Consider the following 23,010-nt stretch of genomic DNA (forward strand, 5'->3'; position numbering starts at 1 on the left):
CGCTGTAGGTCATTACTTTTCTTCCTGAGGTTTTCTATTGACCAGTCGAAGAGTGGCCATGACCGGATAATGGTCTGAGAAATCCACATCTTGCAGCACTTCATAGCTTACTAATTCGAAGTATCTTGAATCGTAAAAAATATAGTCAATTCGCTTTCCTTCTTCACCCACATAGGTCGCTTGAGTGTTTCCAGCTACAGCGCCCGCATCCTTCCAATATTCTGGGATGCTGTCATAGATTGGAGACTCGGGATCAAAATTCAGATCACCGGCCCAGAAGGCAGGTCTGTCTAGTGAGTCGGCATATGCGATTATTTCTTTGAGTTGTGCTAATCTATTTTCCTCAAATTCATGGCAGAGATGAGTTCCTCCAAAATAGAGTTCATCTTCAGATTTGAGTTCGATTTTAGCCCAAGCCACCGCACGAGGTTCTCCACCCGCTGGGTTAGAAAGCTTTTGGGTTTTGTTTTCCAATCGCTTTTTCATGAGCAACCCTTCACCATAGGCCCCGCCATCAAAGACCATTGCTCCACCAAAATAGGTGCGGTACCCGGTCTCCCTCATAAGCTTTGTCATCATATCAACCGGTTCACCAAAAAGTAGGGATGATCTTGTAGTCATGCTGTCCACTTCCTGCAATGCAATAACTTCAGGCTGCTTTTGAATGATCAGATTGATCAGTTCTGGGAAATTTGATTTGGTTGTATCAGTTGAAGAAGGGACAGGTTTCTCTCCATGGTAAATATTATAGGTCATAACCTTAAATTCCTGAGCCAAGCAGAATGGTCCACAAAGAATCCATAAAAAAAGGAAAAGAGATTTTTTCATTTCTTAAAAATAATTGCGTCTAATTCAGCAGCCAGTTGAGCTACTTTTTCAGGCATTTTCTCAGCAAGGTTTTCATATTCTCCCTGATCCAAACGATAAAGTTGGGGCTTTTCACTAAAGCCTGTCTCAATTTTTGGACCCCAAGGTACCATATCTGGCCCCTTGCCGGGCGGAATATACTTAAATCCCTCTTCACTTACATAAGTTAATACATTTTGAATAGCTTCCTGTACCAACCCTTGTCTACCAGATTGAGATTTTCCCAGTAGTAAATCTATGTGATTCTCACTATCCACAGCAGAATTCGGGTCAAATTCGACGGAAAGTAAACCAGCAAAACTCGCAAGTAAATCCACTTGACTAAAGATATGATTTCGACTTTCTCCTTTTGGAATCCCCGGCCCAAAAACTACAAATGGAACTCTAGTCCCTCCTTCAAAAGCACTATACTTTCCCCCTCTAAGTCCACCCGTTGCGTCATGATCTGCTATCAATTCAAAGGCTTGGTCCACGTATCCATCGTCCCATACAGGGCCATTGTCGCTAGAAAAAAGTATTAAGGTTTGGTCCAAAAGATCCTTCCTTTCTAAATAGTCCAAAAGTGCCCCCACAGCCTCATCCAGCTGTATAATAACATCTCCCCGAGGGCCAAAATCACTTTTTCCTTGGAAGCGTTCATGGGCGATTCGTGGTACATGGATGTCATGTGTGGAAAAATATAGGAAAAAGGGATTCTCTTCTGCCTTATCCATGAATAAAAAAGATTCGCTAACCAAGCGATCAGAAATATCCTCATCTCTCCAGAGTGCCGATGTGCCTCCTGTCATATAACCAATTCTACTTATCCCATTGGTGATGGTCTGGTCATGCCCATGGGAATACATCGTGGTGAGGAGTTCCGGATTCTCTTTTCCCGTAGGCCAATCTCCGATTTTCTCTCCATAGCTCACTTGGATGGGATCTTTGGGATCTAGGTTTACAACCCTTCGATCTTTTACAAATACGGTTGGTATACGATCACCAGTGGCTGGAATCAAAAAAGCATGATCAAAACCTATTTCAAGTGGCCCAGGTTTAATTTCACCGTTCCAGTCTGGGCCCTCTTTTCCGCCCAATCCTAGATGCCACTTTCCTACCACTGCAGTTTTATAACCAGCTTTTTGGAAAACACTTGCCAAAGTTTGCCGACCAGCCGAGATCAGCGCTGAGGCATTGCCTGGGGCCACACCTCTCCCTTTGGCGCGCCAAGCATATTCACCAGTGAGTAAACTATATCGCGAAGGAGTACATGTCGCAGCAGTACTATAGGCATTGGTAAGTGAAAGCCCATCTTTAAACAGTCGGTCGATATTTGGAGTAGGGATTTTTCCTCCACAAAAGGAAATATCACCAAAACCTAAATCATCCGTGTATATGAGAATCACATTGGGTTTAGATTCTTGACTGTAAATCCTTGGAGCATAAAAAACCAGACATAACAGGTAGATAAATAGCAAGGGCTTCTTAACTTGAGTCATTTCGAAGATTGTGGTGTATAAAAAAAATGCTTGGAGTTGAGTTTACCTAAAATTACGAAGAAAGCCAAGACGAAACGTTTTTTGGGCTGGGCTTTGGTCTTTGCTCTGGTACTTTTTGGCTTGCTGAAAGGGTTAGAATTTACTCTTGAAAACCAAATAGAAGGCCTGATCAATACCAATGAAGATCGAAAGTATGACCTTCGTTATAAAAGTCTCAACCTTAACATTTTGACTACAAAAGTGAAATTGGAAGGGGTTTCTATTGTTCCGGTGAATCCAGACAGTACAAAAAGTTTTGTCTCTGCAAGTCTAGAAGAAGCTCAATTAAATGGAGTTGATGTATTTAAGTTTCTTACTTCGAAGGTTTTGACCATTGACGAGTTAAATTTTTTGGCGCCAAATTTTTTACTCACTTTGGCGGGCGGGCAAGAAAGCTCTCGAGGATCCAGTGCTTTTCAGGATCTCTTTAAGGATATCATCTCGCGAGGTGAAATCAAAAACTTTAGCATGAAAGGAGGTAATGCAGAATTATACCTTGCAAGTGATCCTTCTAGGAAAATCGGATCATTCAATAATTTCAACATTACGGCTTCTGATCTCTCCACCGATGCGGTTCAGTTGAATCATGCCATTCCTTTTCAATTTGAAAACATTCATACATCTCTAGAATCATTTACTTATGAATTGGACTTTGGAAGGCATCTTTCTTTCGATTCTTTTGACTTCTCATATGCAGATCAGGAGCTAACCATTTTAGGCTTGAAAATGGGCTTCGAAAATACTTGGCAAGACCAAGCAAAGCTGATAGGTTACCAAACCGATATTATTGATTTTAAATTGGGTTCATTGAAATTCAAAAAACTAAGTCCGAGCGCGTCGCTTTACGACTCTTTGGTTTTTGTTAGTGAAAAGCTGGAATTAGATTCTCTAGTCCTTAAAGACCGTAGAGATAAAAATATTCCTAGGCCCAAAGATGAAATAAAAGAAAACTTTGCTGCTTTGCTTAAAAAGCTGAATTTCCCATTGCTCATCGATACTATAAAGATCACCAATTCTTCGGTGGAATATTTCGAAATCAATGAAGGAAGTACAGAAGCCGGGGTTCTTTTACTATCTGAGTTGGATGCTACAATATTAAATGCCACTTCTATGGATTCATTGGAGGCCATCAGACCCTTGGAAATTGCCCTAACAGGAAAGCTCAACGAGGCTTCAGATTTTTCCCTAAACGTCATTGAAAATTATCAAGATTTGTCATTCTCGGTTGATCTAGAAGTAGGGGCCATGTCTATGAAATCTTTGAATACTACTCTAGTCAACCTTGCTTCTATAGAAATCAAATCTGGCCAAATGACCAGCCTCAAGCTTAGGATGGATGCAGGCACGTATTCGTCCCGAAATCATTTTTCTATCCAATATTCAGGCTTAGATTTTGATCTTTTGAAAAAGGATTCCCAAGCAAAAAACAAGCTACTTTCGTCTGTTTCTAAGGTTGCATATTTTCAATCTTTTCAAAAAGGAGATAAGCATTGGAACGATCCCAGCTATACTACCAAAAGGAATCGCTATCGTGGACCAATCAACCTAATCTGGCTCAGTTTGAAGGAGGGCTTGTTAAAGACTGTTCCAAGAGGAGCAGCAAGGGCGTTGCTGTAGATTCAGAGCTGACTTTTTTCTAGAGTTACCAAATTGATTTGTCTAAAGTTGTCATGCGGATTGCTGGCGTCAATTAGGAACCTCGCTTGGTCTTATTGATTAAAATGATTCGATCGATTACAAAAATCCTCGTCCTAATCCCCTTTTTTATTAGTTTCGGATAATGGAAAATATATCCACTAACCGACTTGAGCTGGCTGCTCGATTTATCAATCACACCAATGCACCTGTATTCCTCACAGGAAAAGCGGGAACTGGCAAAACTACTTTTCTGAAGGACCTCGCTAGAAGTACCCACAAAAGTCATGTGATTGTAGCGCCAACCGGAATCGCAGCGCTCAATGCAGGTGGGGTTACAATACATTCTCAATTTTTGTTTCCGCTGGGATTCTTTCTACCAGTTCGGGAGCCAGAAGGTCATTATTCAGATCAATATGGTTGTTTTACCCAGCATACATTGTCACGAAGGCATCCGATCAATGCCTCCAGAAGGCAGGTGTTGAAGTCCATAGACTTGCTCGTGATCGATGAGGTAAGTATGCTGAGAGCTGATGTTTTGGATGCGATTGATTATCGACTGCGCAGCATCAAGCGAAATTTCAAGCAACCCTTTGGGGGAGTTCAATTACTGATGATTGGGGATTTGTATCAGTTGCCTCCAATAGTGAAAGATCAGGAATGGTCTGTGTTGAAAAATTTCTATAAAAGCATTCATTTCTTTGAGTCCAAAGCCCTGGCCGAATCCGGTATGGTTTACTTGGAACTGGATAAGATATTTCGACAGCAGGACGATACTTTTATCAGGTTACTCAATAACCTCAGAGCCAATCAAGTCACCAAGGAGGATGTGGATTTGCTCAATTCCCATTTGAAATCGCCGGCCGAAATCAAAGATATCCGAGATTGCATCACCCTGACCACGCATAATTACAAGGCAGATCAAATCAATCGTGAGCGATTAGACGCGATCCAAAAGCCATCGCATTATTATGAGGCCGAAGTGACTGGAGATTTTCCCGAAAGCTTATACCCACTGCCCGCGTCTCTTGAACTCCGTGAGGGTGCCCAAGTTATGTTTATCAAAAATGATTCCTCTGGCGAAGGTGATTATTTCAATGGAAAATTGGCGCAGGTCCAAACTCTCAAGGAGGATGAAATTGAAGTCGTGATGGAAGGGGCTAGAATTTCTTACACCTTGAAAAAGGAGAATTGGGAAAACAAAAAATACCTAGTGGATCCTGAAACCAAAGAGCTGGAGGAGGAAGTTGTGGGTACATTTTCACACTTTCCTATAAAGTTGGCTTGGGCTGTCACCGTCCATAAAAGCCAAGGACTTACTTTTGATCGTGCTGTGATCGACGTGGGTCGAGCTTTTGCCCCTGGGCAAGTTTATGTGGCACTGAGCCGTTTACGTAGTTTGGATGGTTTGATTTTGCAAACACCAATTCAGGATCATGCCTTGCACTCAGATTCACAGGTACAGCAGTTTACAAGTCAAGCAAGTTCCCAAGGAGACCTTTTAGAGATTTTGCAACAAAATCAACAAGCGTACCTCCATGAGTTATTTTCTCAAGTATTTAGCATAGACAGTATTCTCCAAGATTTAGCGTCGATGCAAAAGAAGCAGGAGGGAAGCATGGAGTTTGAAGATCCAGAAATGCAGACAGCCTTACCAAATCTTCTTGCTCAGCTAAGTGAGCAGCGTACAGTTGCACATCGCTTTACTCAGCAGCTGCGTGCTATTTTGGCGAAAAATGAACTCAAGCAGCTTCAGGATCGATTGATTAAAGGTACCGATTACTTCAAAGATTTTCTGGAAACGTCCTTGCGGCAATTGCTTAATCATCTTGCAGAGGTGGAGCGATTTAGTCGAACCAAGACTTACGTGCAAAATCTTGAAGAACTCGAAATTGCCTTGCTTAAAAAATATGGGGATATAAGTAAAGTACAGTCTTTAGTTCAGTCTATTCTTACTGGATCCAAGACCAATGAGCTGAAAAAGCTTGATGAAGAAAAACAAAGACTTCGACTCCGACTCTGGGAAGCAGCTAAAGCCAAGGCTCAAGACAATCCAAAATTTGCTCAGAATAAAACTGGGAGAAAAAAATCGGGTAAGCCAAACTTGAAGCGGAAAGTCGGTGAGACCTATGAAATCACCTTTGAAATGATCGCTGAAGGAAAGTCCATTGGGGATATTGTAATTGCAAGGGGGCTTGCCGAGTCTACGATTAAAGGACATCTTGCTCGCGGCATCAAAGAAGGGAAGGTTAGCCTTGATGATTGCTTGCCTTCAGAGGTGATACTCGAGATCCGGAGTGCGATGGATGAAAACAAAACTGTAATGGCTCTCCGCACACATTTTGCGGCTAAATATGACTACGGAACCATCCGAATGGTCGCGGCTGGGGCTCAGGTAGAGTAGAGTGGACTGGTTAAATTTTGGTCAAATTGAGAAACTACCTTATTGGCCATCCTGCTGTTTTAGAAATTTCTTTTTGAGCTTTTTTAGATCAATGCGGGCGACATCTCGTGTACTTTTTGAGAGAAATGGGTCAAGCTCATCAGCATTCAACGAGAAGGTTTTGTCACTAAATGCAAAAGTGATAGCCCCCATGTTGATGAATGTTTTCCAAGGAATTTCAGGATCAAATTCAAGATTATGTTGATAAACGTTGTAATGTGAATTGGCGGCCACACCGATTTGGGCGGTTTGTCCTGGTGCAAGTTTAAACCGTACTTCTGATCCCTCAAAGACGATTTTTTTTTTCTCTTTAGCTTCGCTGATTTCGACTTTAGTCTTGAAAAAACCCCTTGGATCATTAATGGAATAACTGATTTCCCAGATCTGTTCTGTGGTATTTCTGATTTGAAAAAAGTGTCTCCATGAACAAGCCTGTAAGCAAAGAATCAAGCAAAGAAAAGGAAAGGTTTTGGCTATTCTCGACGTCATAATTTCTTACTCCTAGCTGGTCCAATGTTTTTTTACATCCCAAATGCCGTTCTCAAATCATTCCACTTTGTACTCTCCCTTTAGTCGCTTCAATTCATCTTGCATTCTGGACACTTGGTTTTGCATTTCAGGAGCTGAGTATACGTTGTTCATTTCTTTTGGATCGTTTTGGAGATCATAAAATTCCCACTCGTCCGATTCATAGAAATGGATGATTTTGAATCTTCCGTCAAAAGCCCCTTCATGCTTTTTCACTGAGTGCGCACCTGGATATTCATAGTAAGCATAATAAAGGCTTTTTCGCCAGTTTTCGGGCTGTTCGCCTTTCATTATAGGGAGTAAGCTCATTCCCTGCATGGTCCCTGGATCGGCAGTTTCGGTGATATCTAGAAAGGTCTGTGCAAAATCTAGATTTGAGACCAGCGCATCAGAAGTGCTACCTGCGGGAATCACTCCCGGCCATGACATTAAAAGTGGGGTACGGAAGCTTTCTTCATACATAAATCGCTTATCAAACCATCCATGCTCGCCAAGATAAAATCCTTGATCTGAGGTGTAAACGACCAATGTGTTCTCATCCAAGCCATTTTCCTCTAGGAAATCCAAAACGGCTCCCACGCTTTCGTCCACTGCCCGAATGACGGCAAGATAGTCGCGCATATAGCGCTGATATTTCCATCTAACAAGGTCTTCTCCAGAGAGATCTGCTTTTTCAAATTCGAGGCGAATTGGGTCATAAATTGCATCCCAGGCTTTTTTCTGTTCAGCATTCATTCGACCAGCTGTTCGCTTGTAGGTGTTATTGGATGAGTCTTCAGGAGCCCACATCTTCAAGTCATACTTCAGCTCCATAGTTTTGTCAATGGTCATATCCTGATCTCGAGCAGGGGACGTGCGCGTAGCATAGTCGTCAAATAGATTGTCAGGCTCAGGAAAGGTTACGTCTTCATACAGAGCCAATTGATTTGGCCCTTTTTCCCATTCTCGATGTGGAGCTTTATGCTGCATCATTAGCATAAATGGCTTGCCACTTTCTTCCTGACTCTTGAGCCACTCGAGCGATTTGTCTGTGATGATTTCGCTGACATATCCTGTCTGCTGAATAGTATCCGTAGCAGTGATAAAGTCAGGATTGTAATAATGGCCCTGTCCGGGCAAAATGTCCCAATAATCAAATCCAGTAGGTACAGACTTTAAATGCCACTTTCCGATTAATGCGGTCTGGTAGCCATTAGCTTGAAGCAGTTTTGGGAATGTAGTCTGGGAGCCGTCAAAAGTATCATTATTGGTCAAGTGACCATTGGCATGGGAGTGCAAACCCGTGAGCACGGTGGCACGGGAGGGAGCACAAATGGAATTGGTCACGTACGCTCGATTGAAACGCATTCCATTTTGAGCGATTCGGTCGATATTTGGAGTAGGAGCGAGGTCCTTTAATCTACTTTCGTATGCCGAAATGGCCTGAAAGGCATGATCATCCACAAAGACAAAAAGGATATTTGGTTTCTGTGATTCCTCCTCCACTTTCTCAGCACAGGAAAATTCAAAGCAAATCAAAATGGATAGAATGGCCAATCGATTAAAGTACTTCATAGGGCTTTTTGAGTTAGGTTTTTAAGGATAATACTGGGGTGATTTATCGTAAATTAAAGAAGCGGGTTGCCTCTTCTGTGGTCATTTCTGGGTTAAAATTGCCATCATCGTGATGATCCCATCTTTGTAATTCCCAAGCCGAATATTTTCATTGGGACTGTGTTGATTGTTGTCAGCATTCACCGTGGGTACCGTAATGGCAGGTATGTTGAGAGCCTCCACAAAAGGTGAAATAGGTACTGAACCGCCTGAGATCCGGATTTGAACAGGTTGCTTGCCAAAAGCTCTTTGCATAGCAGCTCGAAGCAATGCCGCAGCGTCTGAGTCCATGGAGGTTCGGAATGCTACATAGGATATGGATTTGTTGAGCTGGGCTATTTTGGGATATTTCATCCGCTCCTCCTTACTTGGTTCATGGTCAAGGATTGTAAAGCCTTGGTTTTCAATGTGGGTTTCAATTAATTGAAATAGGCGATTAGGGTCTGATTCTGGCACCAGACGGATATCTATTTCTGCCAAAGCAGTGGCTGGTACTATGGTTCGGGTTTCCTTACCCACCCAAGCCGAACTCATGCCACGGATGTTGAGTGAAGGGTACTGGATATTTTCCTGGTAATAAGACCCCACTTGATCAATTCTAGCAATTTGAAGTCGATCGCGGATTGCATCTTCATCATCTGGCACTGCTGCTAGAATCGCTTTTTCTTCCTCAGAAAGTGTGATACCATCATAAAAACCGGGAATTACCACTCGGCCATCAGGGTCTTTCATTGAAGCCAAAAGCTGAGCTAGAAGTAAAGCTGGGTTTGGAGCATAATTTCCAAAGTGACCACTATGCTGAGGGACTACAGGACCGTAGGTAGTTAAGGTCATATCCGCAATTCCTCGAGCTCCGTAGGTGAGGGTAGGTTCATTGCTAATATGCCTAGGTCCATCGATGATGATCATTTGGTCAGCTCTGAGTTTTTCTCGGTGAGTTTTTACAGCCACCGGCAAAAGTGGAGATCCTTGTTCTTCCTCAAAATCCAAAATCAATTTTACATTAAAATCAGGCGAAATTCCCTCCTCACTCAATGCATCCCATGCAGTCAAAAACATGGCAAGGGGTCCCTTGTCATCCGAGGTCGAGCGGGCAAAAATCCGCCAGTCAGCATCATATTCATTGGTCAATCTTTCCATGGGGATAGTTTTCCATTCCCCACTAGTTGACATTTCTTTAAGTACTGGAGTGTATGGATCATCTTGGTCCCATTTACTTCGATCCACAGCCTGCCCATCCACATGCACATAGAATAGAAGGGTCTGGGATGCGCCAGTTGATTTTTTCTCTACTAAAAGCAAAGGAATTCCACCTGTTTCCAATTCCTGGATTTCAAATGATCGTGAAGCAAATTGAGCTTTACACCAATCTATATTTGGTTTGATTTGTTCGGGGTAAGCAGCGTCATTAGGTATGCTTACCAGCTCGGTGAGAAGAGAAAGCCCATGCTGCCAATTCTTGTCAGCCAAGTTCTCTAAAGCAGCTTGATCTGGGTTTTGTGCAAAAAGATTTCCTGAAAAAAGGAAAAATAAGAGGAGTAGATTTCTTTTCATTTCTTAAGTAGAACATGGAGTATTTGAAGATAGGAAAAAAAAGATAATCCATTCATTTGGAGGATTTTAATAGTATGCTTTTTCAAAGAAAAAATCAGATAGTTCTTTCTTTTACCCACGTTCAGTTAGACCTTCCTTCTCAGAATCATCGATACCTTGTCAAGAAATCTTAAATCTCTTTAGGCATTGAAACATAACTCCTTCACCCACCATTCCCGTAGTGCCTGTTATAATTATTTTAATTCCATTGACCATTTCTAAGGAGATTTTTTTTGAGACCCAATATTACCAAAGACACGACTGTTCTCCTAGGAATCTCACGTAAACAACTAAAAATCAAAAAGATAAAAATGTAAATGAATTTATTTTTAATGAGTATAAAAATACTATTAACCGATTATAAGTGCTATATTATTGTACACCACATTTTTTTATGATCCCAAAAGTCTGATTTTATCTCTAACCCAAAATACTTTTATATGAAAAATCAAAATAGTAATACTCGAAGAAATTTTCTTGGAACACTCGCTCTAGGTTCTGCTTTCGGAGGACTAACTGGATTCACGGCTCCCATTGCTAGTGAACATGAAATCTCCTCTGGAAAACCAATAAATGAAGCAGATGAATGGTTTAAAAAGATTAAAGGAACTCACCGTATAGTTTACGATGGCTCCACACCTCATGATGGATTTCCCATCATTTGGAACTGGGCCTTTTACTTAACTAACAACCAAACAGACAGTCCTGATTCTGATATTACGGCCATGACGGTGCTCCGACATACGGCTATCCCATTTGCACTAGAAGATAGACTTTGGGAAAAATATAAGTTAGGGGAAGTGTTCGCTGTGAATGATGCATCAACCGGTGCACCTTCTTTGAGGAATCCATATTATGATCCGAAAGAAGGGGATTTTCCAATGGCTCAGATTCAAGGAATTAAAGATCTTCAATCTAGAGGGGCGATGTTTTGTGTTTGTGATCTAGCCATCCAAGTATATAGCGGAGGGATAGCTGGGCAAATGAATTTGGATTCGGGGGATGTTTACCAAGATATGATTGCTGGAGTTTATCCAGGAATTCAATTGGTTCCCTCTGGAGTATGGGCCTTAGGAAGGGCGCAAGAACATGGATGTGCTTATGTATTCGCAGGAGGTTAAACAAAATGATGATGAAAAAGCTAATATTTCTTCTCCTTGGGTTCTTGATGGTCACAATTTGTATTGCTCAAACTCAACCTGTAAAGATTGTTTTTGATGTTACCAGTGGGGAATCCGGCGTACACCAGTCAGCCATGAGGCATATTTCCACGATGTCTACTCAATACCCTGATTCAGAATTTGAAATGGTAATCTATAGCAGCGCTTTAGATATGGTTCTGAAAGAAAAGTCTTCCGTTTCAAAGGATTTGGAGGCTTTGGTTAAAAAAGATAATGTCACTTTCAAAGTTTGCCAAATGAGTTTGGATCGGTATAAGCTGACTTCCTCTAGTTTAATTCCTGGAGTAGAATCGGTCCCAGATGGCATCCTAGAAATTGTAATGAAACAACAACAAGGATGGGCGTATATCAAAGAAAGTAAATAACGAGGATTCATGACACAAATAAAGGCCTGAGAAATCAGGTCTTTTTCCTTTTAAAGGAATTTTGCTTTTTCCAGCAAAAATGCAAACAGAAAATTCATTTTATCAGCTGAGTTCGGGAGCATGCTAAACTCTTTATTCTACAGAGGAGTAAAATGAAAAATTTAGGCTCTCTGCCTTTTCTTTACCAAATTGCTTTTCAAATTTTGAGCAATTGACTTCCAAGGTTCTTTTCGTCACCCCACCATTTACCCAGTTAAATACACCTTATCCGGCTACAGCCTATTTGAAGGGGTTTTTGAATACGTTGGGTACGGAATCCTTTCAAATTGATTTGGGTATCGAGGTGATTTTAGAGCTTTTTTCAAAAAAAGGTTTAACGCAGATTTTTGATCAAATAGAGACTGAAAAACCTGAGCTTTCTGAAAATGCCTCGAGAATTTTTAGACTTAGAGAAAACTATTTGCAGACAATTAATCCGGTTATTCTTTTTCTACAGGACAAAAATCCAACGCTGGCCTATCATATTGTGGAGGGAGATTTTTTGCCGGAGGCAAGTCGATTTGAGCAGTTGGATGATTTGATTTGGGCATTCGGTACGCTTGGAATTCGGGACAAGGCTCGATATTTCGCTACACTTTATTTAGAAGATATTGGGGATTTGATAACTGAAGTGATCGACCCACATTTTGGCTTCAGCCGCTACGCGGAAAGGTTGGGGATGTCTGCCAGTAGTTTTGATGAGATGAATGAGTCTTTGCAGGCTGAAAGTGGCTTGATAGATGGCATCATGCTCAAACTGCTTCGTGAAAGAATCGATCAGGTCAATCCAAATGTAATTGCCTTTTCTGTTCCATTTCCAGGAAATCTGTATGGAGCCTTGAAATGCGGACAGTTTATTAAATCACAATTCCCGTTGATTTCTGTTTGGATGGGTGGAGGATTTCCAAATACTGAGTTGAGATCTTTGAAGGATCCACGCGTGTTTGATTATGTAGATTTCATCACTTTAGATGATGGAGAGGCGCCTGCACGTTTGCTTTTGGATCATTTGGAGGGTAAAATCAATCGAGATCAGCTCAAGCGGACTTTCGTCCGCGAAGACGGTCAAGTAAAGTTTTATACCAACTCCAAGGAGAAGGATATAGCTCAGCGAGATGTCGGTACAACGGATTACAGTGATCTGAAATTGCAGGATTACCTTTCAGTGATAGAGGTGGCAAATCCTATGCACCGGCTTTGGTCAGATGGACGATGGAATAAACTAACCTTGGCCCATGGTTGCTACTGGGGAAAGTGTACTTTTTGTGATATTTCGTTGGATTATATTGGAAGATATGAGCCAATTACGGCGGAAATTCTTTGTGATCGGATCGAGCAAATCATCGAGCAAACTGGGCAAAATGGATTTCATTTCGTGGATGAAGCGGCTCCTCCTGCTTTGATGCGAGATTTGGCGATTGAGATCTTACGAAGAAAACTCACAGTGGTTTGGTGGACCAATATTCGTTTTGAAAGTAGTTTTACTATGGATCTGTGCAGGCTTCTTCGGGCATCCGGATGTATAGCTGTGTCAGGGGGATTGGAAGTCGCGTCTGATCGCCTACTTGAATTAATTAAAAAGGGAGTAACTGTGGCTCAAGTGGCTCAGGTCACACGGAATTTTACCCAGTCTGGTATCATGGTCCATGCCTATCTGATGTACGGCTTTCCAACCCAAACTACTCAAGAAACGATCGACTCATTGGAAATGGTTCGTCAGCTTTTCGAAACAGGAGTCCTCCAATCTGGGTTTTGGCATCGTTTTGCAATGACTGCCCATAGCCCAGTAGGAATGAGTCCTCAATCTTTTTCTGTTAAAAATCTTAGCCCAGAAGGTACTTTTGCAAACAACGAATTGAGTCATGAAGATCCTACTGGAGCCAATCATGATGAATTTGGAGAGGGGCTAAGAAAATCACTTTTCAATTACATGCATGGAGTTGGCTATGATATCCCTCTTCAAGATTGGTTTGAAACCGAAGTTCCTGAGACCAGTATAGACGAGGAGTATATCTCGCGAATTCTTAACCAAGCTACTGATTTGAATTACAAGGATCATCAGCGAATGATCTGGATTGGAGAGCAGCCGGAGCTTGTCGTTTTTGAAGAGGAGGGAAGTAGCGAACTTATTTTCTCTGGAAAAAAAGAGGACTTTTTGGTAGAACTACCTGCTGAATTAGGGATTTGGGTCGCTGACTTGCTTGAAAGAATTTCTTACAGAAAAAAGTTACAAACCATTCGCCAAGCTCGTGAAAGCTACGAGACCGAACTCGGGAATTTCCAAGAATTGGTGGAATCAGAAGTCTGGGAAATCCTTGCCGAGCATGGACTTTTGATCTTGTAGAATTAAGATTTCAACTTGACGAGAGGATAGTTGAGGCCGTTGACTACATTCCTCACCACTGCATATTTATCTAAGCTTTTGAAGAGATCAGTGAGATTTCGGAAGCCATAGGTTCGTGGATCAAAACTTGGGTCGATTTTTCTCAAGGCGGCTCCAATTTTAGCAATATGCACTTCCTCGTCCTCATCAGATGCGATTTCGAAGGCTTTGCTGATCACTTTGAGATCGAGTACGTCACTTTCTTCCTTCTCTTCCTTGTCTTGTGCCTCAGAAGCTTTAGGGATTTCTTTTTCGCTGGAAGTTGTTTTTTTAGCCTTAGGCTTGGTGGAGCTAGTTACTAAGTTTTCTGCATAAGTGAAAATCTCGCAAGACTGTACAAAGGCCTTTGGCGTAATTCTTCGGCCTATTCCCATCACAAACATGCCTGATTCTCGAATCCTTTTGGCAAGGCCAGTGTAGTCGCTGTCACTCGACACGATACAGAAGCCTTGGACACTTTGGCTATGTAGAATGTCCATCGCATCGATGATCATGGAACTGTCGGTTGAGTTTTTCCCTGTGGTGTATGAAAACTTCTGAATGGGGCTAAAAGAATGCTGGTTGATAGTGTCTTTCCAGCTATTCATTTGTGGGGTGGTCCAGTCACCGTAAATCCGTCGGATCGTGGCTTTTCCATATTTTGATACTTCAGAAAGTACCTCTTTTAGTAATCTAGCTTGAGCGTTATCGCCGTCAATGAGGACGGCGATATTGAATTTAGTTTCTTGCATTAAATAAAGTTTGAATAAGTAATTTCCTCAATTAAGAAAGTTTTTCCTTGAAGAAATTTATGCTTCTTTCCCATGAAAGTTTGGCAGCCTCTTCATCATATCTTGGCGTTGTATTATTGTGAAACCCATGATTAGTATCAGGATAAAAATAAGCTTCATAATCAATCCCATTCGCTTTAAGCGCTTCTTCATAAGCTGGCCATCCTTCGTTCACACGAGTGTCCAAGCCTGCATACTGTAACCTAAGAGGAGCTTTGATCTGAGCGGCCTCTTCTGCAGTCGGCTGTCCACCATAATAAGGAACAGATGCGCCTAGGTCAGGAAGTCTTACAGCCATCATATTAGAAATCCAGCCTCCAAAACAGAAACCAACCACACCAACTTTACCGTTGCAATCTGGGTGGTTCTTCAAATATTCAAAAGCCGCCATAAAGTCTTCTAGCATTTCATAGCGATCACGCTTGCGTTGCATTTCTCGGCCTTCGTCATCATTTCCAGGATATCCACCTAGCGGTGTCAGAGCGTCGGGAGCGATGGAGATAAATCCATCTACCGCAGCTTGGCGGCCAGTATTTTCTATGTAAGGATTCAATCCTCGATTTTCATGAACGACTACGATACCAGGCTTTTTACCACTTCCTTTCGGTACAGATAAAAGGGCTTTGATTTCTCCACCGCCTTTGGGTGAGTTGTACATGATGTAATCCGAATCAATTCGCTCATCATTGGGTGAAATAGTTTGCGTATCCACATAATTTGGCATCATGGCTGACATAAGAGAAGCCACTGTAATCCCACCAACAGCGTAGGCTGAAAGCTTCTCTACAAATGTTCTTCGATCAATTTTATTATGGGTATAAGCATCATACAGATCGAAAACTTCCTGCTTGATTTCTTCTTTTTTCATGGTTTTGGCAAAGTTTGATTTTGATAAAAGGTACAGAATTCAGCGGACTTTAAATATGCCTTTTTGTATGAAGGGGAGATAAGAAAGACTTATGGATAAAAATACAATGGATTACATTCCGCGTGAACCTTGATTTAATGGGATGTTCATTCATAAAAGAAGGAATTTTGTCTCAATGTTTTTTTAGTATATTCACGACATTCAATATTGTTTTAATGGAAAATACTGATCCTGTAAAGAAAAAGAAGTCGAAGTCGGATAAAACTTCAAGAGAAAGGCAGACTTTTTATCGAGTAGCTTTTAGTAATAATGCCCAACTTCTTAAAATCGCGGACAATAAGGCTAATATCATTATCAGTATCAACGCACTGGTGATTTCATCAATGATAGCTTTGGTTGGTTATGGATCTCTAAGTAACGATATCGATATGACTGACGCTTTCACGTTCGTTCCAATGATTCTTTTCTTGGTGATGAGTCTTTCTTCTACGATCATTGCAGTTCAAGCAGCGAAGCCCAAAATTCTTGGAAAAAATCAGCTAAACGCTCAAGTCAAGAGAAGCGTAATTTTCTTTGGGTCTGTTTCCACTTTTACCAAAGATGAATACCTTGACGAAATCACAAAAACTTTGAAATCAAGGTCAGATATTCAGGAGCAAATGTCCACATCGCTGTATTATCAGAGTATGGTCTTGAATCAAAAGTACAAGTTGTTGAGGCGTGCATATCAGGTCTTTAGTATGGGGCTTGTGGTTGGCGTATCCGCGTTTTTGATTCAGTTGTTGAGTTGATGGAATTAGCTCACTTGATCTGAATTTTATAATGTCGAGCTCTCAGAGTCTCGTCATCTTTGTAGCCTTGATATTCGAGCACGATTAAATCCTGACCCGCTTCAAGGGTATTGAAACTCCAAATTTCTATTCCCATTTCGGCCGAAGATCGAGTCTTGGTGACTTCGTAAATTACTCCTGCTGAGTCTAAAAGCGTTACATCTTGCTTGTTTGTCCAATTCCAAGTGTATCCAGAAGATCGATTGGAAGGAAGTTCAATGTAGATTTTCTCTCCTAGCGTTGCCTCAATAGTTTCAACTGAAACCTCTGGTTTGGTGCAAGAAGAATTTATCAAGCTCAAAACCATAAAAGCCAAAAAAAGTCTCAATGTTGCGTTTAAACCAACTCTTATATTTGAAAAAATCATCTGACTATGAGTTTATAGAAAACAAAGAATTAGAAGATACCGATTTCTCTTCGGTTTTCCCATAATTTTCAAGTCCTAAATCTACTCTCTAAAACGGAAAATTTTCAATAGGTGTATTTGACTAATACACGTTTAGTGATTTTTTGATCATCAGGAGCAATCATCATTTCCGGGCTCGCATCAGACATCATGCTGGCTACTCTCATTTTTATTTGTGGAGGAGAGCTTTGTTCTAAAGTGACACGATGCACGCGAATGGATCGAATTCCTAATGTAGTAGCAATTAGTTGTGCTTTGCTTTCCGAGTCCTTCAAAGCCTCTGTGAGTAGTGCGTTTTCGAGCGAATTTCTGGTTTCTTCAGAAATTTGAAAATGTAAATTAAAACTCATATCCCCCGAGTTTTGAATAGTTTCTACGATTTTTTGAAGGTCTTCATTCTTGCTTCCAGTTACTATTCTAAGGGTTTGACGGGCCACATAGCCACTGTCTCTCGATTGTCCACTTCTGTAGATTCGATTGAGGTCTACGGAATAGCTATCGGCTATCAATTGGTAGTCCTTAATCTTATTTTTTTTTAGTCCATTCGCTAGATTTTTAGTCTTTTGATTTAAAATATCCACCGCTTCAGAAACTTTCATCGATTTCTCTTCCAGTACAATAGTGAAAACGGCCTGATCAGGTGCCATTTTTCGCTCGCTGTATCCTTCTACTTCAATAAGTGGGATGGACATGTCATCTTGTGCAAAAGCAACAATAGACGAAAGGAGAAAAGTAAGGGTCAATAAATATTTCATAAGGTCAATTATTAGTCTTATTCACTCAATCAAATGTGAAGCCATCTTTGGTTATTATATAATAAAATCGAGATTTTGAATCTTAAAAAAACTAAAGGCGAACCGTAGGATATCCTACGGATTCCTTTTCTATTTCCATTCCAAAACTTCGATATCACTTAATTCTGGACCACCACCACGTTTTGCAGAGCCGGCAGCTACGTAAAGTTTACCCTTGTAATAGACTAAGCCTGTACCATGCCTACCTTGATTCAAATCTGGGAGGTTGGACCATTCACCAGTCTTCGTATTCAGAACTTCCACTTCTGAATGGGACAATTCTTGGGTATTGCTCTCTCCATTCATCACTACCAAAAATTTTTTGTACCCAATAGAGGAAGTTCCGCCTTTTGGAGTGGGGAGACCATTTGTCTCAGTGTGCCAAGTTCCTGTTTTGAAATTGTAATAATCCACTTCAGAAATGGTTAAGTCTAGTACCTTACCTATCGCTGCATGTGAAGTTCGCCCTCCGGCCACATAAGCCCGATCTCCGACCATCACTGCCCCAAAGTGATCTCTTGGTCTCGGCGCATCCGGTAATACGGTCCAAGTGTCTGTTTTGGGATCATACTCATCAAACCAGGCCACATGCCCGTCATAATGTCCATCGATGATTCCACAGACGAGGTAGATTTTTCCTTTTCTGGAAAAAACTCCCACAGACCCTCGGAGTCTTTCCTCAGGAATCTTTGGTCCTTCTCTCCAGGTATTGGTTTTAGGGTTGAAAATCAAAAAATTTGGTATTGGTTTTTCATGTGGATAGCCACCTGTAAAGGCTCCAACAACATAAATTTCTCCTTCAAATGCCAAGGCTTGAAAGTGATGAAAGTTCATGGGTACTTCCGCCAATTGCTTCCAGGTGTTAGTTTTGGGGTCAAATTCCTCGACAGGTTTATCCACTCTTCCACCCAAAGCATAAAACTTCCCATCTAGCTCCACAAAAGAGTTTTCATGTCGCGAGGAGGCTTCATTAGTAGTCTTTAGTACTTCCCAGCTCCCTTGCTGCGCAAAGCTGAAAATGGCGATAAATGCAAATAGAACTGTGAATACTGCTTTCATGGCTTGGTTTTTTTGACTCTTGAAAGTACAAAAAATCCTGAAGGCATATGTCCAGAATAGCGGTTTAAGCCAAGTTCTTATTTTTCTAAGTCTAGAATATCTCTGATTTTATTGATTTCTTGAAAATCGGCGTGAATTGAAGAAGCGTCCCCATTAGCCACCTTCTCTCGAATCTCACTCAAATTGCTGATGTAACCGTCCAGGGCGGCTAAGATGTTGTCCTTGTTTTCAGTCAAAATGGGTGCCCACATCGCAGGGCTTGACTTGGCAAGTCGGACGGTAGAAGCGAAACCAGATCCAGCCATATCAAAAATATTTTTATCATCCTCCATTTTCTGTAACACCGTCTTGCCGAGCATAAATGAAGAGATATGGGACAAATGCGAAACAAAAGCCAAGTGTCGATCATGCTCTTGTGGGTCCATAAACCGCAGTTTTAGATTCAAAGCATCAAAAAGTTCGTATGCCTTTTCCTTCAAGTGCAAATCCGTTTTTTCTAATTCACAAAGGATCATCACTTTTCTGTCCAAAAGCTCTGCAAAGGCAGCGCGAGGTCCGGAATATTCCGTTCCAGCTATTGGGTGAGCAGCGAGGTACTGTGCCCTTTTCGGGTGATTTTCAAGAGCTTTGCACAAGTTCTCTTTGGTCGATCCCAGGTCAATGACCAAGGTTTCATTTCCAATGTTTTCAAGGGTACGCTCCAATAAACCCACCAGGGTATCACCTGGGGTGGCTAAAATCACCAAATCTGCGTCAGGATCCGGAAGCTCTTGGCTGGAATCAATCATACCTAAGGTATGTGCTTCGTGCAGGTTTTGAGTACTGATATCCCAACCGGTGATGGTCAATTCAGGGAATTTTCTTTTGGCAGCTAGTGCAAAGGAGCCTCCTAAAAGGCCTAAACCGGTAATGTGTATTTTTTTCATTTTGATGATTTTTTCTTGATTCGTTGAATCGCTTCTTGAATTTTGTACTCTGGCTGGCAAAGCGAGATCCTCACGTAGGATTCGCCCGATGGGCCAAAAATTTTGCCAGGGGTGATAAAGATTTGGTCTTCGTAAAGCAACTTATCTACAAGTTCTTCCGCGTTTTGATCCGATGCGACCTTTCCCCAAACGAAAAGCCCGGCTTGATCTTTTTGGACGCTCAAATCCATTAGTTCTGCTAGTTTCCAAATCAAGGTTCGACGTTTGGTGTAGATCTCATTGAGTCGATCAAACCAATCTGGCCCTAATTTTAAAGCTTCGATTGCTCCTTTTTGGAGACCATAAAACATTCCAGAATCTTGATTACTTTTTACTCTGATCACAGCATCCACCCAGTCTTTTCGCCCGCAAAGCATACCAATTCTCCATCCGGGAATATTGTAAGTTTTGCTTAGGGAGTTTAGCTCCATTGCATGAGATTTCGCCTCCGGCAAAGAGAGGATACTCTGAGGTTGCGGATTCAGAATATGCGCATAGGGATTGTCGTGGACGAGTACGATATCATGTCGTTTGGCAAAGGCCAAAAGCTCTTTGAAAATCGCCTGATTGCCTTGTGCACCAGTGGGCATGTGGGGATAGTTGATCCACATCAGCTTCACTCGGTCCAGTCCTTTACTTTCCAAATCTTCAAGGTTTGGACGCCCAGATTGGTTTAAATCCAAATAATAGGGGCTGCAAATTCCGCCCAAAAGCTGTGTCACCGAGCCATAGGTTGGGTAACCAGGATCGGGAATCAATACCTCATCGCCAGGATTTAAAAAAGCCATGCTGATGTGCATGATTCCTTCTTTAGAGCCTGCTAGAGGTAAAATCTCTGATTCAGGATCAAGCGTTACGTTGAAGTTTTTGCTGTAATAAGAAGCCATCTCAGCCCGAAGCTCTGGTAGGCCTTGGTAGCTTTGATATCCGTGGATTCGCTCATTGGAAGCAGCATTTTTGAGCGCTTCGATGACTTCTGAGGCCGGCGAAAGATCCGGACTACCGATTCCTAGGTTAAGGACTGGCTTTCCCTCTTGAATAAGCCGATTGACCTCCCGCAGTTTTTTGGAAAAATAATATTCCTGAGAACCTTCCATCCGTGCTGCAAACCCCTTCATTTCTTTCCAACTTTATATGTCCCAAAAATTTTCACTTCTCCAAACTCGGATTGGATTCGTTTCATGCAATGCTCAAACAAGGCTATTTTCTCAAAAACCGCATCAATGAAAAAAGCATATTCCCAAGGTTTTTCGATTACGGGAATAGACTGAATTTTACTGAGATCCAAACCTTCCTCGTGCATACACGTGAGCATCTTGGCTAGTCCTCCAGATCGATTCTCAATCGTGACTTTAATTGAAGCTTTTTGATGATACTGCTGCTGAATTGCAGCTTTTTTCTCTAGTAAAATAAACCGAGTAAAATTGCTCTTCACCGTTTGAATGTCTTCAGCCAAAATCTCTAAGCCGTAAATTTCACTCGCGATACGCCCTGCAATGGCAGCTTTGCCTAAGGGTTTTTTCTTTGAAATATCTTGAGCTACAGACGCGGTGTCTATTCCAGCCAATTGCTTCATCTGAGGATATTTTTTCAAAAATACTTTGCATTGCAGCAAAGCCATGGGATGGGTTTGTACTTCCACAATATCTTCAATCTTTTGACCTGGTAAGGCCATCAATTGATGAGAAATAGGGAGGTAATGCTCTCCGGAAATGGAAAGACCGTGTCGATCGATAAGATCGTAATTGGGTAAAATAGCCCCGGCAATGGAGTTTTCTATGGCTATCACACCATGACTGGCTTCTTCATTTTCGACAGCCTGAGCCACTTCCTCAAAGGAATCTTTGTACAAGATATCTACTTCGGTGCCAAATTCATTCAATGCCACTTGATGGTGGAATGATCCCGGGATTCCTTGGATAGCAACTTTGGGTTTATTACTCATCAGACAGGGTTTCAGTGGCTATTCCCAAGCCTTGGCAGTGTTTCCAAAAACTAGGATAGGATTTATTGACCACCCTTGGATCTTTAATAATCACGTCCGTCTTACTGATTAAAGGCATAAATGCCATAGCCATTCGATGATCATCATAGGTTTCTATGGTTACTTCTCGTGGCATGGTAGCAGATGGGATTACTTCAAAAACTTCATTTTCTCGTTCCACTAGGTTTGCATTAAACTTGGCTAGTTCTTGTTGCAAGGCAAAAATCCTATCGGTTTCTTTGATTCTTAGACTTTCCAGCCCAGAAAATTTAGCATTTTGGCCAAGGATGACACAAGTAACCGCTACGGTTTGAGCTAGGTCTGGACAGTGTGTGAAATCAAATTCTTTTAAGCCTGTCACATTTTGCTTTTGGAGCAAAACTCCTCCAGGCTTGAATGAAGACTTTACCCCCAAACAATCCATGATTTCAACAATCTTGGAATCACCCTGCAAGCTATTTTCTTTCAATCCCTCCAAGAAAAAACTTCCCGCATCCGCACAGGCTAAAAGGCTAAACCAGTAACTCGCGCCTGACCAATCGCTTTCTACAGCAAAAGTGGTGGATTGATAGCTTTGATGTGGAATTTTGATCACACGATCTTCCCAAGTATAGTTAATCCCAAATTGAGCCATAAGCTCCAAGGTCATTTCGATGTAGGTCCGAGATCCAACTTTCCCTTCCAACTCCAATTCAAGTCCCTTAGGAAGGAGAGGCGCAATCATGAGCATAGCGGAAATATACTGGCTGGAGACATCCCCGCGAATTGAAATTTTCGATTCATTTTGCTCTGTAAATCCATTGATGGCAAGTGGAGGATAACCTTCAATTCCAAGATAATGCACATCTGCACCCACACTTCTTAGAGCATCGACTAAGATGCCGATAGGTCTTTGGCACATTCTATCTGTACCCGTCATTACCTTTTGTCGATTAGTTATGGCTGTATAAGCGGTCAGGAAGCGCATGGTTGTACCTGCATCTAGCACATCATAAACTGGAGGATCCTTGGACAATAAGCGGATCATGGTCTGCGTGTCCCGAGCCTCCGCAAGATTCGAGATTTGGTTTTTGCCTTCAGTCAAGGCATCAATGACCAACACTCGATTGGACTCGCTTTTGGATGAAGGCAAAGGAATGGACTGAGCTGCAAATTCACTTTTCTGCTTTAATCGGATGGCAGACATATGG

The 23,010-nt window shown here is 41.7% G+C and carries 20 protein-coding genes; 6 read left to right on the forward strand and 14 right to left on the reverse strand.

Annotated features, from left to right (window positions below; genetic code table 11):
- Positions 1–12: 12 nt before the first annotated feature.
- Together ACFOSV_RS10440 and ACFOSV_RS10445 are read right to left on the reverse strand one after the other, a co-directional pair.
- The gene (locus tag ACFOSV_RS10440; RefSeq protein WP_377905956.1) at positions 13–828 is read right to left on the reverse strand and encodes an endonuclease/exonuclease/phosphatase family protein; all 816 of its coding nucleotides are present in this window, start codon (positions 826–828) and stop codon (positions 13–15) included.
- Positions 825–2,345 carry a sulfatase-like hydrolase/transferase gene (locus ACFOSV_RS10445; protein ID WP_377905957.1) on the reverse strand — a complete coding sequence of 507 codons (1,521 nt, stop codon included), beginning with the start codon at positions 2,343–2,345 and terminating at the stop codon, positions 825–827. Before ACFOSV_RS10445 ends, ACFOSV_RS10440 begins: the two co-directional genes overlap by 4 nt.
- A gap of 36 nt (positions 2,346–2,381) precedes the next feature.
- On the opposite strand from ACFOSV_RS10445, the gene ACFOSV_RS10450 reads away from it, so the two are divergent.
- Both ACFOSV_RS10450 and ACFOSV_RS10455 read left to right on the forward strand, forming a co-directional pair.
- Positions 2,382–4,001 carry a hypothetical protein gene (locus ACFOSV_RS10450; RefSeq protein WP_377905958.1) on the forward strand — a complete coding sequence of 540 codons (1,620 nt, stop codon included), beginning with the start codon at positions 2,382–2,384 and terminating at the stop codon, positions 3,999–4,001.
- 163 nt (positions 4,002–4,164) lie between these two features.
- Positions 4,165–6,423 carry a helix-turn-helix domain-containing protein gene (locus ACFOSV_RS10455; protein ID WP_377905959.1) on the forward strand — a complete coding sequence of 753 codons (2,259 nt, stop codon included), beginning with the start codon at positions 4,165–4,167 and terminating at the stop codon, positions 6,421–6,423.
- Between the two features lie 39 nt (positions 6,424–6,462).
- On the opposite strand, the gene ACFOSV_RS10460 is transcribed toward ACFOSV_RS10455, so the two are convergent.
- The 3 genes from ACFOSV_RS10460 to ACFOSV_RS10470 form a co-directional block, all read right to left on the reverse strand.
- The gene (locus ACFOSV_RS10460) at positions 6,463–6,951 is read right to left on the reverse strand and encodes a hypothetical protein (RefSeq protein WP_377905960.1); all 489 of its coding nucleotides are present in this window, start codon (positions 6,949–6,951) and stop codon (positions 6,463–6,465) included.
- Positions 6,952–7,008: 57 nt separating this feature from the next.
- Positions 7,009–8,544, reverse strand: a complete 1,536-nt coding sequence (locus tag ACFOSV_RS10465; protein ID WP_377905961.1) for a sulfatase family protein — start codon at positions 8,542–8,544, stop codon at positions 7,009–7,011.
- Between the two features lie 81 nt (positions 8,545–8,625).
- Positions 8,626–10,137, reverse strand: coding sequence for a M20/M25/M40 family metallo-hydrolase (locus ACFOSV_RS10470; protein ID WP_377905962.1), 1,512 nt, complete (start codon positions 10,135–10,137; stop codon positions 8,626–8,628).
- A gap of 479 nt (positions 10,138–10,616) precedes the next feature.
- On the opposite strand from ACFOSV_RS10470, the gene ACFOSV_RS10475 reads away from it, so the two are divergent.
- From ACFOSV_RS10475 to ACFOSV_RS10485, 3 genes are all read left to right on the forward strand, one after another.
- Positions 10,617–11,297 (forward strand): Tat (twin-arginine translocation) pathway signal sequence containing protein, encoded by a 681-nt coding sequence (locus ACFOSV_RS10475; RefSeq protein ID WP_377905963.1) that lies wholly within the window; start codon positions 10,617–10,619, stop codon positions 11,295–11,297.
- An 11-nt stretch (positions 11,298–11,308) separates the two neighbouring features.
- Positions 11,309–11,722: a DsrE family protein gene (locus tag ACFOSV_RS10480; protein ID WP_377905964.1), complete on the forward strand. Its 414-nt coding sequence runs from the start codon at positions 11,309–11,311 to the stop codon at positions 11,720–11,722.
- Positions 11,723–11,933: 211 nt separating this feature from the next.
- Entirely contained in the window at positions 11,934–14,105 is a 2,172-nt protein-coding gene (locus ACFOSV_RS10485) for a B12-binding domain-containing radical SAM protein (RefSeq protein ID WP_377905965.1), read from the forward strand.
- 2 nt (positions 14,106–14,107) lie between these two features.
- Here the strand turns inward: ACFOSV_RS10485 and ACFOSV_RS10490 are convergent, their stop codons facing one another.
- Together ACFOSV_RS10490 and ACFOSV_RS10495 are read right to left on the reverse strand one after the other, a co-directional pair.
- Positions 14,108–14,875: an NYN domain-containing protein gene (locus tag ACFOSV_RS10490; RefSeq protein ID WP_377905966.1), complete on the reverse strand. Its 768-nt coding sequence runs from the start codon at positions 14,873–14,875 to the stop codon at positions 14,108–14,110.
- A gap of 31 nt (positions 14,876–14,906) precedes the next feature.
- Positions 14,907–15,782 carry a dienelactone hydrolase family protein gene (locus ACFOSV_RS10495; protein ID WP_377905967.1) on the reverse strand — a complete coding sequence of 292 codons (876 nt, stop codon included), beginning with the start codon at positions 15,780–15,782 and terminating at the stop codon, positions 14,907–14,909.
- Between the two features lie 215 nt (positions 15,783–15,997).
- On the opposite strand from ACFOSV_RS10495, the gene ACFOSV_RS10500 reads away from it, so the two are divergent.
- Positions 15,998–16,573, forward strand: a complete 576-nt coding sequence (locus tag ACFOSV_RS10500; protein ID WP_377905968.1) for a Pycsar system effector family protein — start codon at positions 15,998–16,000, stop codon at positions 16,571–16,573.
- 10 nt (positions 16,574–16,583) lie between these two features.
- On the opposite strand, the gene ACFOSV_RS10505 is transcribed toward ACFOSV_RS10500, so the two are convergent.
- The 7 genes from ACFOSV_RS10505 to ACFOSV_RS10535 all read right to left on the reverse strand — a co-directional run bounded on the left by ACFOSV_RS10505 (position 16,584) and on the right by ACFOSV_RS10535 (position 23,006).
- Positions 16,584–16,979: a protease inhibitor I42 family protein gene (locus ACFOSV_RS10505; protein ID WP_377905969.1), complete on the reverse strand. Its 396-nt coding sequence runs from the start codon at positions 16,977–16,979 to the stop codon at positions 16,584–16,586.
- Between the two features lie 104 nt (positions 16,980–17,083).
- Complete coding sequence (locus ACFOSV_RS10510) at positions 17,084–17,773, reverse strand: SIMPL domain-containing protein (RefSeq protein WP_377905970.1); 690 nt, start codon at positions 17,771–17,773, stop codon at positions 17,084–17,086.
- Positions 17,774–17,902: 129 nt separating this feature from the next.
- On the reverse strand, positions 17,903–18,871 hold the full coding sequence (locus tag ACFOSV_RS10515) for a Kelch repeat-containing protein (RefSeq protein ID WP_377905971.1): 969 nt from the start codon (positions 18,869–18,871) through the stop codon (positions 17,903–17,905).
- Positions 18,872–18,948: 77 nt separating this feature from the next.
- Entirely contained in the window at positions 18,949–19,797 is an 849-nt protein-coding gene (locus ACFOSV_RS10520; protein ID WP_377905972.1) for a prephenate dehydrogenase, read from the reverse strand.
- Positions 19,794–20,954 carry a pyridoxal phosphate-dependent aminotransferase gene (locus tag ACFOSV_RS10525; RefSeq protein ID WP_377905973.1) on the reverse strand — a complete coding sequence of 387 codons (1,161 nt, stop codon included), beginning with the start codon at positions 20,952–20,954 and terminating at the stop codon, positions 19,794–19,796. Before ACFOSV_RS10525 ends, ACFOSV_RS10520 begins: the two co-directional genes overlap by 4 nt.
- The gene (locus tag ACFOSV_RS10530) at positions 20,951–21,781 is read right to left on the reverse strand and encodes a prephenate dehydratase (RefSeq protein ID WP_377905974.1); all 831 of its coding nucleotides are present in this window, start codon (positions 21,779–21,781) and stop codon (positions 20,951–20,953) included. The genes ACFOSV_RS10525 and ACFOSV_RS10530 overlap by 4 nt, the downstream gene beginning before the upstream one ends.
- Entirely contained in the window at positions 21,774–23,006 is a 1,233-nt protein-coding gene (locus ACFOSV_RS10535; protein ID WP_377905975.1) for a 3-phosphoshikimate 1-carboxyvinyltransferase, read from the reverse strand. Before ACFOSV_RS10535 ends, ACFOSV_RS10530 begins: the two co-directional genes overlap by 8 nt.
- Positions 23,007–23,010: the final 4 nt, after the last annotated feature.

Source organism: Algoriphagus namhaensis (assembly GCF_042649705.1).
GTDB classification, from domain to species: Bacteria; Bacteroidota; Bacteroidia; order Cytophagales; family Cyclobacteriaceae; genus Algoriphagus; species Algoriphagus namhaensis.

Excerpts from the sequence above, each read along its gene's own strand:
- ACFOSV_RS10440 (WP_377905956.1), bottom strand. The coding sequence starts at position 828 with ATGAAAAAATCTCTTTTCCTTTTTTTATGGATTCTTTGTGGACCATTC.
- ACFOSV_RS10445 (WP_377905957.1), bottom strand. The coding sequence starts at position 2,345 with ATGACTCAAGTTAAGAAGCCCTTGCTATTTATCTACCTGTTATGTCTG.
- ACFOSV_RS10455 (WP_377905959.1), top strand. The coding sequence starts at position 4,165 with ATGGAAAATATATCCACTAACCGACTTGAGCTGGCTGCTCGATTTATC.
- ACFOSV_RS10460 (WP_377905960.1), bottom strand. The coding sequence starts at position 6,951 with ATGACGTCGAGAATAGCCAAAACCTTTCCTTTTCTTTGCTTGATTCTT.
- ACFOSV_RS10465 (WP_377905961.1), bottom strand. The coding sequence starts at position 8,544 with ATGAAGTACTTTAATCGATTGGCCATTCTATCCATTTTGATTTGCTTT.
- ACFOSV_RS10470 (WP_377905962.1), bottom strand. The coding sequence starts at position 10,137 with ATGAAAAGAAATCTACTCCTCTTATTTTTCCTTTTTTCAGGAAATCTT.
- ACFOSV_RS10475 (WP_377905963.1), top strand. The coding sequence starts at position 10,617 with ATGAAAAATCAAAATAGTAATACTCGAAGAAATTTTCTTGGAACACTC.
- ACFOSV_RS10480 (WP_377905964.1), top strand. The coding sequence starts at position 11,309 with ATGAAAAAGCTAATATTTCTTCTCCTTGGGTTCTTGATGGTCACAATT.
- ACFOSV_RS10490 (WP_377905966.1), bottom strand. The coding sequence starts at position 14,875 with ATGCAAGAAACTAAATTCAATATCGCCGTCCTCATTGACGGCGATAAC.
- ACFOSV_RS10495 (WP_377905967.1), bottom strand. The coding sequence starts at position 15,782 with ATGAAAAAAGAAGAAATCAAGCAGGAAGTTTTCGATCTGTATGATGCT.
- ACFOSV_RS10500 (WP_377905968.1), top strand. The coding sequence starts at position 15,998 with ATGGAAAATACTGATCCTGTAAAGAAAAAGAAGTCGAAGTCGGATAAA.
- ACFOSV_RS10505 (WP_377905969.1), bottom strand. The coding sequence starts at position 16,979 with ATGATTTTTTCAAATATAAGAGTTGGTTTAAACGCAACATTGAGACTT.
- ACFOSV_RS10510 (WP_377905970.1), bottom strand. The coding sequence starts at position 17,773 with ATGAAATATTTATTGACCCTTACTTTTCTCCTTTCGTCTATTGTTGCT.
- ACFOSV_RS10515 (WP_377905971.1), bottom strand. The coding sequence starts at position 18,871 with ATGAAAGCAGTATTCACAGTTCTATTTGCATTTATCGCCATTTTCAGC.
- ACFOSV_RS10520 (WP_377905972.1), bottom strand. The coding sequence starts at position 19,797 with ATGAAAAAAATACACATTACCGGTTTAGGCCTTTTAGGAGGCTCCTTT.
- ACFOSV_RS10525 (WP_377905973.1), bottom strand. The coding sequence starts at position 20,954 with ATGAAGGGGTTTGCAGCACGGATGGAAGGTTCTCAGGAATATTATTTT.
- ACFOSV_RS10530 (WP_377905974.1), bottom strand. The coding sequence starts at position 21,781 with ATGAGTAATAAACCCAAAGTTGCTATCCAAGGAATCCCGGGATCATTC.
- ACFOSV_RS10535 (WP_377905975.1), bottom strand. The coding sequence starts at position 23,006 with ATGTCTGCCATCCGATTAAAGCAGAAAAGTGAATTTGCAGCTCAGTCC.